Annotated in this window: 10 protein-coding genes; 7 read left to right on the top strand and 3 right to left on the bottom strand. The window is 75.0% G+C overall.

Going from position 1 to position 10,615, the window contains the following annotated elements; all coding sequences use genetic code 11:
• Positions 1 to 50: 50 nt before the first annotated feature.
• The 3 genes from ACFW1I_RS36690 to ACFW1I_RS36700 all read right to left on the bottom strand — a co-directional run bounded on the left by ACFW1I_RS36690 (position 51) and on the right by ACFW1I_RS36700 (position 2,997).
• Entirely contained in the window at positions 51 to 1,274 is a 1,224-nt protein-coding gene (locus tag ACFW1I_RS36690) for a cytochrome P450 (RefSeq protein WP_384678171.1), read from the bottom strand.
• A 169-nt stretch (positions 1,275 to 1,443) separates the two neighbouring features.
• On the bottom strand, positions 1,444 to 2,127 hold the full coding sequence (locus tag ACFW1I_RS36695; RefSeq protein ID WP_384678173.1) for a response regulator transcription factor: 684 nt from the start codon (positions 2,125 to 2,127) through the stop codon (positions 1,444 to 1,446).
• A gap of 165 nt (positions 2,128 to 2,292) precedes the next feature.
• Entirely contained in the window at positions 2,293 to 2,997 is a 705-nt protein-coding gene (locus ACFW1I_RS36700; RefSeq protein WP_384678175.1) for a TetR/AcrR family transcriptional regulator, read from the bottom strand.
• A gap of 226 nt (positions 2,998 to 3,223) precedes the next feature.
• Here ACFW1I_RS36700 and ACFW1I_RS36705 point away from each other — a divergent pair, with 226 nt between their 5' ends.
• From ACFW1I_RS36705 to ACFW1I_RS36735, 7 genes are all read left to right on the top strand, one after another.
• On the top strand, positions 3,224 to 4,711 hold the full coding sequence (locus ACFW1I_RS36705) for a DHA2 family efflux MFS transporter permease subunit (RefSeq protein WP_384678178.1): 1,488 nt from the start codon (positions 3,224 to 3,226) through the stop codon (positions 4,709 to 4,711).
• Positions 4,708 to 5,586, top strand: coding sequence for an SDR family NAD(P)-dependent oxidoreductase (locus tag ACFW1I_RS36710; protein WP_384678180.1), 879 nt, complete (start codon positions 4,708 to 4,710; stop codon positions 5,584 to 5,586). Before ACFW1I_RS36705 ends, ACFW1I_RS36710 begins: the two co-directional genes overlap by 4 nt.
• An 81-nt stretch (positions 5,587 to 5,667) precedes the next feature.
• Complete coding sequence (locus ACFW1I_RS36715; RefSeq protein ID WP_384678182.1) at positions 5,668 to 6,342, top strand: hypothetical protein; 675 nt, start codon at positions 5,668 to 5,670, stop codon at positions 6,340 to 6,342.
• 96 nt (positions 6,343 to 6,438) lie between these two features.
• Positions 6,439 to 6,915 carry a DUF6301 family protein gene (locus tag ACFW1I_RS36720; RefSeq protein ID WP_384678184.1) on the top strand — a complete coding sequence of 159 codons (477 nt, stop codon included), beginning with the start codon at positions 6,439 to 6,441 and terminating at the stop codon, positions 6,913 to 6,915.
• A complete protein-coding gene (locus tag ACFW1I_RS36725) occupies positions 6,912 to 7,379 on the top strand; it encodes a hypothetical protein (RefSeq protein ID WP_384678186.1) in 468 nt (155 codons plus the stop codon). The genes ACFW1I_RS36720 and ACFW1I_RS36725 overlap by 4 nt, the downstream gene beginning before the upstream one ends.
• A gap of 212 nt (positions 7,380 to 7,591) precedes the next feature.
• Positions 7,592 to 10,252 (top strand): class IV lanthionine synthetase LanL, encoded by a 2,661-nt coding sequence (lanL, locus tag ACFW1I_RS36730; RefSeq protein ID WP_384678188.1) that lies wholly within the window; start codon positions 7,592 to 7,594, stop codon positions 10,250 to 10,252.
• Positions 10,253 to 10,295: 43 nt separating this feature from the next.
• Entirely contained in the window at positions 10,296 to 10,451 is a 156-nt protein-coding gene (locus ACFW1I_RS36735; protein ID WP_167352188.1) for a VenA family class IV lanthipeptide, read from the top strand.
• Positions 10,452 to 10,615 lie beyond the last annotated feature (164 nt).

Genomic DNA, 10,615 nt, shown 5'->3' on the forward strand with positions numbered 1-10,615 from the left:
GTCCCCCTCGTGCGGGAGGGGGACCGCGCCGCCGCCGTTCGTCCTGGTGGTCACCACACCACGGGCAGTTCCTTCACCCCGCGCATCACCCGGTTGCTCTGCCAGACGACCTCGTCCACGGGCACGGCCAGGCGCAGTCCGGGGAGCCTGCGCACCAGCGTGGCGAGGGCGGTGCGCAGTTCGAGACGGGCGAGCGGGGCGGCCGGGCAGTGGTGGGCGCCGTGGCCGAAGGCGAGGTGGGGGTTGGGGGCGCGGGTGAAGTCGATCTCCTCGGGCCGTTCGAAGACGGTCTCGTCCCGGTTGGCGGAGTCGTTCTGGGCGACGACGGCCTCGCCGGCGCGGATCACCGTGCCGCCGATCTCGACGTCCTCGACGGCGATCCGGGAGAAGGGGGCGACGCTGGTCGCGAGCGGGGTGACGCGGAGCAGTTCCTCGACGGCGCCCGGCACGAGGTCCGGGTCGGCGACGAGACGGTCCCAGAGGGCGGGCCGTGACAGCAGCGCGTAGAGGAAGTTGCCGGTCTGGTTGGCGGTGGTCTCGTGGCCGGCGGTGAGCAGGTCCACGGCGAAGATGGCGAGTTCGGCCTCGGTGAGCCGGTCGCGTCCCTCGCGGGCGGTGGCCAGCCGGCTGATCAGGTCGTCGCCGGGGGCGGCGACACGACGGGCTATCAGGTCCCGCAGGTAGGCGTCGAGTCCGGCCCGGGCGGCCTGGATCTCGGTGGGTTCGGCGACGGTGAGGGCCATCATCGTGTCGGTCCAGGCCCGGAAGGCGGCCCGGTCCTCCTCGGGGACGCCGAAGGTCTCGCAGATCACCGTGATGCCCATGGGCCAGGCGAGGCCGCCCGCGAGGTCGGCGGGGGGCCCGGTCTCCTCCAGCCGGTCGACGAGTCCGTCGACGACGGACTGCACCCGGGGGCGTGCCGCCTCGACCTGACGGACGCTGAACGCCTTGGCGGCGAGCCGGCGCAGCCGGGTGTGCTCCGGGGGGTCCATGCTGAGCAGCGATTCGGGGTGCTGGATGAGCGGGCTGGAGCGGGGCACGTCCTTGCCGACGGTGGCGGCGCGGCTGAGCCGCGGGTCGGCGAGGGCGGCGCGGACGTCGTCGTAGCGGGTCACGAGCCAGGCGTCGCCGCCGTGCGGCATGGTGACGCGGCTGACGGGCTCCTCCTTCCTCAGCCGGGCGTAGACCGGGTCGAGGTCGAGGCGCCGGGAGGTGAATCCGGAGGCGAGGTAGGGGCAGGACGGCGCCTGCGCAAGGGAGTCGGAGGAATGCATGGGAACGTCTCCGTCGCTGCGATGGGGCGGGCGGTGGCCTTTCGACTCTAGGCGGGATCGCGCCGACCGATCGTCAGGGGAAGTGCGGGTTATTCACAATTCGGCGTGAAGACCGGCCGGTGAATTCAACGGCGCGGCGAAAGAATTCGGTGAGACCGGGCCGCGGGGTCTATCCGCCGCCGAGCCGGAATCCGACCCCGCGCACGGTGCGGATCCATCCGCTGTCCCCGAGCTTGCTGCGCAGGGAGCTGACGTGCGTGTCGACGGTGCGGCTGGCGCGGGCCCCGATCGCCGCACCGCGCGGGTCGCCCCATATCTCCTTCATGAGCTGGTGCCGGCTGACGACTTTCCCGGAGTTCTGCGCGAGGTAGTAGAGGAGGTCGAATTCCTTGCGGGTGAGTTCCACGAGGCGGCCGCGGACCAGTACTTCACGCGATTCCGCGTCGACCCGGAGCGCTCCGACGGACACGACGGTGAGGGAGGCGCGGGTGTTTTCGCGGGGGCGGGTGCGCCGGGTGACGGCCTCGATGCGGGCGACCAGTTCGCGGAATTCGTAGGGCTTGTCGAGGCAGTCATCGGCGCCGGCCCAGAGCCCCAGGACGCGGTCCAGTTCGGTGCCGCTGTCGGTGAACGCGATCAGCGGGACCTGGCTGACGGCACGGACGCGCCGGCAGAGTTCCAGGCCGTCCACGTCGGGCAGGTCCAGGTCGAGCAGGACGAGGTCCGCCTCCTGGTGCAGGGCGAGCGCCTCGGCTCCGGTGGCGGCGCAGGTGACGTCGTGACCGAGCCGTTCCAGCCTCGCGGCCGGCGACCCGGAGCCGTCCGCCGGGTTCCCCACGACGAGGACGTGCACGCTGCCTCCTTGCCCGGGCGCGCGCGGCGCGCCGTCCGGGGACGTCGCACGCACCGCACCACCCTCCCAACTGCCTTGATCTGAACGATGATTACGTAGATCCGGCGCCGTGCGGAGGCGCGGGCACCGCCTTAAAGCAGCGTTTACCCGCGTTCACAAACGGGTTCAGGCCACGGGGCCGTACGCCGCCAGGAAGGTGCGGACGGCGGATCGGCCGACGGTACGGAGTTCGACCTCGGGCACCCGGCGGGTGCCCAGGTGCGAGCGGGCCTCCATGGGGCCGGTCAGCAGCGCGAGGAACTGCTCCGCCGCCTCCGCCGGGTCGCACGGGCGCAGGTGTCCGGCGAGGGAGAGGCGGGCGAGCCGGTCGGCGAGGGATTCCTTGAGCCGGTTCGCGCCCCGGCCCCAGACGACCTCCAGCAGGTCGGGGAAGCGGGCGACCTCGGCGTACAGCAGGCGGCGCAGCGACCAGGAGCGCTCGTCGCAACATCGCAGGAGGAGCTGGTGGACGACGCCCTCCAGGGTCGCGCGCAACTCGTCGGCCCCGGAAGGGGTGTCCGCCCCGGCCGTCAGCTGCTCGACGACGGCGAGGTTCTCGGCCATCACCGTCTCGGCGGCCGCCTCCAGGGCGCTGCGGAAGACGTTCTCCTTGTCGCCGAGGTGGTTGTAGACGGTGTGCTTGGCGACGCCCGCCACTTCGGCGATCTCCTCCATGCAGGCGCGCGCGTAGCCGCGGTGGGCGAACACCGTGAACGCGGCGCCGAGGATCGCCTCGCGCTTGTCGATACGGCCGCGGGACGCGCCCCGCCGGGCCGGCGCCGCCGCCTTCGCGGACGCCGTCTCCTTCGTCGCTGCACTGGTTCCGGTCACCGCGCCATCGTACCGCCCCGACCCAACTACTGCACCAGTCAGTGCATTTCATCGACCCTGCGGTTGCAGCAGCACCGACGAGCCCCATAAAGTGCACCAGCCAGTGCAGTTTGCTGGGACGGGTCGGCGACGCCCCCGGGCCGGCCGGCCCGCCCTCCGCCCGCCCTCCGCCCGGCTCGCGCCCGACACCGCCCGGCACTTCGCCCGACCTTCGGAAGAGAGAGTCATGGCACACACATCCGACGGACGCCTGGATCCCGCCCTCCGGCGGCTGATCGGCGTCATCCTGCTCGGCGGGATCATGGGGATCCTCGACAGCTCGATGATCGCCGCCGCGGCCGACACCCTGGCCCGGGACCTCGACACCTCACTGGCCACCGTCAGCTGGGTCTCCACCAGCTATCTGCTGGCCCTCACCGTCTCCATCCCCGTCACCACCTGGGCCGTCGACCGCTTCGGCGGGCGGCGGCTGTGGCTGCTCGGCCTCGTCGTCTTCCTCGCCGGCTCGATCGGCTCGGGACTCGCCTGGGACGCGCCGAGCCTGATCGGCTTCCGTGTCCTCCAGGGCCTGGGTGCCGGGCTGCTGGACCCGCTGATGCTGACCCTGCTGGCCCGCGCCTCGGGTCCGGAGCGGGCGGGCCGCGTCATGGGACTGATGGGCGTGGTCGGCTCCAGCGGACCGGTGCTCGGACCCGTGGTCGGGGGCGTCATCCTGCAGGGTCTGTCCTGGCGCTGGATGTTCCTGGTCAACATCCCGATCGGGATCGTCGCCCTCGTCCTCGCCCTGCGGACCGTCCCCAAGGACGCGCCGGAGGCGGGAACCCCGGCCGCGCGCCTCGACGTCACCGGCATCGCCCTCATCGGGCCCGGCGTCGCCGCCGGCGTGCTCGCCCTGTCCCAGGCCGCCGAGCGCGCCGCCTTCGCCACGTGGCAGGTCCTCCTCCCGCTCGCCGCGGCCGTCCTGCTGCTCGCCGGCTACGCGGTCCACGCGCTCGGCTCGCGCACCACCGCACCCCTCATCGACCTGCGCCTCTTCACCCGGCGCAGCTTCTCCGCCAGCGTCACGGTCGGCGCGCTGGTCGGACTCGCCACGTTCGCCGCGCTCTTCGCGCTGCCGCTGTACTACCAGCAGGCCCGCGGGCACGGCGCGTTCGCGTCCGCCCTGCTGCTCGCGCCGCTGGGCGTCGGCTCCGCCGTCTCGATGCCGCTCACCGGGCGCCTCTCCGACCGGCTCGGCTCCCGGCCCCTCGCGCTGGGCGGCAGCGTGGTGGCCCTGCTGAGCGCCCTCGCGTTCACCCGCGCCGGTGCGCAGACGCCCGAAGTCCTCACGGCGCTCGCGGCCTTCACGCTCGGGCTCGGCCTCGGCGCGGTCGGCGCCCCGACGATCGCCTCGCTCTACCGGACCCTGCCGTCCGCGCTGGTCCCGCAGGGCAGCTCGGTCCTCTACATGCTCAACCAGCTCGGTGCCTCGGTCGGCATCGCCACGGTGGCCCTCGTCGTGCAGACCGTCGGCGACGGCGACGCCGCCCGCGGCTTCCGCGGGGCCGCCTGGACGGTGGCGATCGCCCTCGTGGTGACCCTGGCCGCCGCCACCCAGCTCCCCGGGCGCCCGCGGGCCGACCACGCACCCGTCGAGCCCTCCTCCGGCGCCCCCGCCGAGGACGGGACGCCCTCCACCGCCCCCGCCGTCGCGGCCCAGGGAGACCAGAAGTGAGCACCCTCGTCATCGCCGGCGGCACGGACGGCATCGGCAAGGCGCTCGCCGAACGCCACCTCGACCGGGGCGACACCGTCGTGGTGATCGGCCGGGACGCCGCCAAGGGCCGTGCCTTCCTGGAGCGGGCCGGGGCCCGCGGAGCCGCCGGGCGGGCGCGTTTCGTGACCGCCGACCTCGGGCTGATCGCGGACACCGAGGCCGCGATCGACGAGATCACCGCCCAGGTGCCCGTGGTCGACGGCCTGGTCCTGTGCGCCCGCCACTACCGCTTCCGCCGCACCGAGACCCGCGAGGGGTACGAGGAGAACTTCGCCCTCTTCTACCTCAGCCGCTACCTCCTCTCCCACCGCCTGGCCCCCGTCCTCAGCAGGGCGGCCCGTCCCGTCGTCGTGAACGTCGCCGGACCGGGCGCCCCCCTCGACGTGGTGCGCTGGCACGACCTCCAGTTCCGGCACGGCTACCACGGCGGCGCCGCGCTCGGCCACGGCGGCAAGCTCAACGACCTCCTCGGCGTCGCCTTCGCCGACCGCCACGCCACCTCGGGCATCCGGTACGTCCTCGTCCATCCCGGGGTCACCGCGACCGGCTTCTCCGGCGAGTACGACGCCGAGACGCTCCGGCACATCCGGTCGATGCAGCGGCGGGCGAAGCCCGTCTCGGCGGCCCTGCCGCCGATCGTCGCCGCCCTCGACGACCCGCCCGCCGCGACGCTCTCCGCCTTCGTCGAGGGCCGCCCGCTCCGGGTGGACACCCACGACTTCGACCCTGCCGCCGCCCGCCGGCTGGAGGAGCTCACCGAGCGTCTGCTGCGCGACGGCCGACGGCCCCGGGAATCCGGGGAGGGACCTGTCGAAGACCTGACGAAGACCTGACACGCCGACTCTTGGGCGGCCCGGCCGGGACACGGAGACTTGATCCATCCCCCTTCCCCGCCGAGCGCCCAGGAGGCCGCCGTGCCGCATCCGCCGTCCCCCGCCACCGTCCGACCGGTCCTCGACAGCCCGGACAGCGCCGTCGCGCTCGTCACCACCCTGCCGGTCGACACGCCCGCCGACCAGCGGCAGGTCGCCGAGGCCGTGGCGGGCCGCGGATCCGAACCGGGCAGCTGGCCGGACGGCCTGGTCTCGTTCAGCGTCTACGCCGACAGCGCCGGCGCCACCGTGCTCGTCCACACCCAGTGGGCGTCGGAGCCGGACCTCGCCGAGGCCCGGAAGGAGGCCGCCTGGCCGCCCGGACTCGACGCCCTCCCCGGCGCCGGCACCCCCACGGCCACGCCGTTCCACCACTACCGCACGGTCCGGGGCACCGCCCCGGCCGGCCCCGCCGCCCTCCCGGAGTCCTTCCCCGTCGCGTTCTTCGACACGGCGGACCGGGCGGCGGCCGAGGAGTGGCTCGACGGCCTCCTGGCCTCGGAGGAGCGCACGGAAGGGGCGGACCGCGCCTACCCCGGCGCGCTCGCCGCCCACCTCCACATCAGCGTCGACGGCACGAAGGTGCTCAGCTTCTCCGAATGGCTCACGGAGGAGCAGGCGGTGGCCCACATCGAGGCCGTCTGGGCCCCGGTGCTGCAGGAGTTCGGCGGGACGGGCACCCTGTACCGGCATGTCGGGACGTACCTGCGGCCGTGACGCGCGCCCGTGCGAGGATCCTCGGGGAGTGGCGTACGGGAGCACCGCGAGGAGGGCAGGGGCCGGACCCTTCGGGGTGCCGGGTCCCGGAGGCGTATGACGGACGGACGGGGGCGCGCCCTGGGCGACGCCGAGGTCGTGCGGCTGGCGGAGGGCCTGCGGGCCCTGGCGTGGGTGCCGGCCGGGGACGAGGTGCCGCGGCGCGGGCTGTTCCGGCGCCGGCTGCTGGTGGTCCGGGCCGAGGGTGACGTCCTCGGGGCCGGGCTCGGGGCGGACGGCGCCGAACTGCACGGCCGGTACGGCACGGTGGAGAGCGTGGCGCTGCGGGTGGCGGAGGTCGGCGGCGACTGGGCGGCCGGCGTGGACGTGTTCGCGCGGCTGGCCGGCGCGCTGTCGGGACCGCTCGGCGCCCCGACCGACCGCAGGCCCGGAGCGGCCCCCGAGGTCCGGTGGGAGCGGCGGGACACGGCCTTCGTCCTCGGCCGGGTGTCCGGCTCGGTCCGGCTGACGCTGGCCTCCCGGGCCTGGCTGGCCGTCCAGGACGGACGCGACGCGACGGAGGAGGGCCGATGACCGGCTGGGACGGTTTCCGGGAGCGGCTGGCCGAGCAGTTGGCCGCCCTGCCCGCCGGGGCGATCGTCATCGTCTCCGAGACCGGGGACGCCCTGCCGCCGAGGACGGCGAAGGGCTCCCGGTACGCCCAGTTCCGCCAGGACCCCGAGGCGCTGTACGCGGAACTCTCCGGCGACCGGCACCTCGAAGGCGCCGCGCGGGCCGGCGAGGAGGGCGGCCGGCTGCTCGTCGGGGCGGGCTGGCGCGCGCCGGACGCCGGCGACCGCGTCGGCAACTGGTGCGCCGAACTCCCCTGGCCGTCGCCGTCCGCCGACTACCGCCGGCTGGCGTCGATGGTGGTGACCGGCCTGCACACGGTCTTCCGCGTCCCCGGCCCCGCCTCCCTGGCGTACACCGCCTGGGACGCGGAGGACGGCAACAGGCCCCTGGAACTTCCCCTGTTGGGCCTGGTCCGGGAGGGCTGACCGCCTCCGACCGGCCCGGTTCGCCCGCCCCGTACGGCCGTTGCCGCCCCTGAGCGAGCGGCCGTGCGCCCTTCTGCGCCAGGCGCGCCTCCTGGTGGGACAACTTCGGCGTGCGCTCGCCGTATCCGGTGAATCCGGGGGTGGGTATGTGGGGTCGGCACGTGCGCCGGGCACGTTCCCGCCAGCGGTTCTCGCCGTTGAGAGGGATGGGCATGACGAGCCACGCCACCGAAGCCGTACTGGAAGACCTCCTCCATCGAGCGCTGCACGCCACGGGTACGGGCGGGCGCTGGACGACCGAGTCGGACGACATGTGGTGCCGGGTGGCACCCCGCTCCGGGGAGCAGCGCCCGCAGGGGTGGAAGCTGCACGTGTCGGCGACGGCCGGCTCCGCGCCGGCGGTCCTGGCGCGGTCCTTGGAGGTGCTGCTGCCGGACGCGTCGGGGTTCAAGTTCGCCCGGTCGCTGGAGCAGGTGAGCGCGCTCAACTCCCGCGCCACGCCTCGGGGAAGCTCCGGGAAGTTCGTCACCGTCTATCCGCGGTCGGACGCCGACGCGGCCCGGCTCGCCGCCGCGCTGCACCGGGCGACGGCCGGCCTGGCCGGGCCGCGGATCCTGTCCGACCAGCAGTACGCGGTGAACAGCCTCGTGCACTACCGGTACGGCGCCTTCGTCGGCCGGCGCCGGCTGTCCGGCGACGGGCTGCTGGTCTGGTACGTGGAGGACCCCGACGGGAACCCGGTGGAGGATCGGCGGACCGGCCGGTACACGCCGCCGGAGTGGGCGGTCAGCCCGTTCCCCGCGCCGGCGGTCGCCGCGCCGCGCCCCTCGGGGGCGGAGGGCCGTCCGCTGGTGCTCGGCGGCCGGTTCGCGGTGCGGGAGGCGATCCGGCACACCAACAAGGGCGGGGTCTACCGGGGCAGCGACGTCCGCTCGGGCGCGCCGGTGGTGATCAAGGAGACCCGGCCGCACGTGGAGGCGGACGCCTCGGGTTTCGACGTCCGCGACTGGCTGCGCGCCGAGGCCCGGGCGCTGGAGAAGCTGAGGGGCACGGGCCTCGCGCCGGAGCCGCTCGCGCTGTTCGAGCACGGCGGGCACCTGTTCCTGGCCCAGGAGGAGGTGCCGGGCGTGCCGCTGCGCACCTGGGTCGCCGAGCACTTCCGCGACGTCGGCGGCGAGCGGTACCGGGCCGCCGCGACCGCGCAGGTCGGACGGCTGGTCGAGCTGGTGGCGGCGGCCCACGCCCACGGGTGCGTCCTGCGGGACTTCACGCCGGGCAACGTGATGGTCCGCCCGGACGGGGAACTCCGCCTCATCGACCTGGAGCTCGCCGTCCTGGCGGAGGACGCGCCGCTCCCGACGCGGGTGGGGACGCCCGGTTTCAGCGCCCCCGAGCGGCTGGTGGACGCGCCGGTCTCCCCGACGGCCGACGCCTACAGCCTCGGCGCCACCGTGTGCTTCGTCCTGACCGGCAAGGTACCGAACCTGCTGGCGGAGGAGCCGGCGGACCGGCCCGCGGAGGAGCGGCTCGCCGACTGGCTGACCGCCTGCGCCGAGTCCGTACGACTCCCGGACGGCATGCGGGAGTTGATCCTCGGGCTGATGCGGGACGATCCGGCCGCGCGGTGGGATCCGGCCGGGGCCCGCGAGGCTCTGGGGGCCGCCCGTCCGTCGAGGCCCGCCGTCACCGCGGTCGTGCGGTCCGACGACACGACCGAGGCCGCCGTCGCCGGGATCGTGCACCACCTCGTCGACACCATGACGCCCGGCGACGACCGGCGGCTCTGGCCCGTCTCCACCCGGGCCGGCGAGACCGATCCCTGCACCGTGCAGCAGGGCGCGGCGGGTGTCCTGGCGGTGCTGACGCGGTACTTCGAGCTGACCGGCGATCCGCGCCTGCCCGCGACGCTGGCCGCCGCGGGCCGCTGGATCGCCGACCGCACGGATCTCGGATCCGCCCGCCCCGGACTGCACTTCGGCGCCCGGGGCACCGCCTGGGCGCTGTACGAGGCCGGGCGCGCCCTCGGCGACCGGAGGCTGACCGACCACGCGCTGGCCCTGGCGCTGGCGCCGCAGGAACCGACGCCCAGCCACGACATCACCCACGGCACGGCGGGCGGCGGACTCGCCGCCGTCCACCTGTGGCGGCGCACCGGCGACCCGCGCCTCGCCGCCCTGGTCGCCGAGGCGGCCGACCGGCTGGCCGCCGCCGCGGACCGCGCCGGGCCGGGGGCGAGCTGGCCGGTGCCGGCCGAGGCCGTGGCGGAGGAGGCCGGCAAGCGGTATCTCGGCTTCGCCCACGGCACGTCCGGCATCGGCTGCTTCCTCCTCGCCGCCGCGTCCGTCACGGGCCGCCCGGACCACCGCGACCTGGCCGTGGCGGCCGGCGAGCACCTGGTGGCGCACGCCGTGGACGTGGGCGGCGCGGCGCAGTGGCCCGCGCAGGCGGGGGACGTGCCCACGGCCCCGTACTGGTGCCACGGCTCGGCCGGCATCGGCGCGTTCCTGGTCCGGCTGTGGCGGGCGACCGGCGACGACCGGTTCGGCGACCTCGCCCGCCGGTCGGCGCCGGCGGTCGTGGAGCGGGCCTCCCGCGCCGCGCTCACCCAGTGCCACGGACTGGCCGGCAACGGCGACCTGCTCCTCGACCTGGCCGAGGCGACCGGCGACCCCGCCCACCGGGCGAGCGCCGAGGCCCTGGCCCGTCTGATCGTCTCCGAAGGGTCCCGCCGCGGAGCCCATGTCGTCTTCCCCAACGAGTACGGGGACGTCTCGACGGGCTGGAGCGACGGGTCCGCCGGAATCCTGGCGTTCCTGATCCGGGTCCGCCACCCCGCAGAGCCCCGGCACTGGATGGTCCAGCAGCCGGTCTGAGCGGCAGAAAGCCTGCCGCCGCCTCACAGAGAAGGAGAATGCCATGGAGAACCAGGACCTCGAACTGCTCGCCCGCCTGCACGCCCTTCCGGAGACCGACCCGGTCGGCGTCGACGGAGCGCCCTTCGCGGCGACGTGCGAGTGCGTCGGCCTGCTCACGCTCCTCAACACCGTCTGTATCGGTGTGAGCTGCGCGTAGCCCGTACCGCCTTCCCCGGGCGCGGGCGGGGGGCGCGGGCGCGCCTAAGGGGGGGCGGGGGGCGCCCGCTGGTCCGGTGAGGGCGACGCCGACAAGGTGCAGCGCCTCACCTCGCTGGCCCGCGCCGGCAACAACCCGGTCATCGGCGTCGGCTTCGCCTACGC

This window comes from Streptomyces sp. NPDC058955 (genome assembly GCF_042741435.1).
Lineage (GTDB): Bacteria > Actinomycetota > Actinomycetes > Streptomycetales > Streptomycetaceae > Streptomyces.

What these genes read in the sequence shown, in the direction of transcription:
- ACFW1I_RS36690 (WP_384678171.1), bottom strand. Translation starts at nt 1,274, where the DNA reads ATGCATTCCTCCGACTCCCTTGCGCAGGCGCCGTCCTGCCCCTACCTC.
- ACFW1I_RS36705 (WP_384678178.1), top strand. Translation starts at nt 3,224, where the DNA reads ATGGCACACACATCCGACGGACGCCTGGATCCCGCCCTCCGGCGGCTG.
- ACFW1I_RS36720 (WP_384678184.1), top strand. Translation starts at nt 6,439, where the DNA reads ATGACGGACGGACGGGGGCGCGCCCTGGGCGACGCCGAGGTCGTGCGG.
- ACFW1I_RS36725 (WP_384678186.1), top strand. Translation starts at nt 6,912, where the DNA reads ATGACCGGCTGGGACGGTTTCCGGGAGCGGCTGGCCGAGCAGTTGGCC.
- lanL (WP_384678188.1), top strand. Translation starts at nt 7,592, where the DNA reads ATGACGAGCCACGCCACCGAAGCCGTACTGGAAGACCTCCTCCATCGA.
- ACFW1I_RS36735 (WP_167352188.1), top strand. Translation starts at nt 10,296, where the DNA reads ATGGAGAACCAGGACCTCGAACTGCTCGCCCGCCTGCACGCCCTTCCG.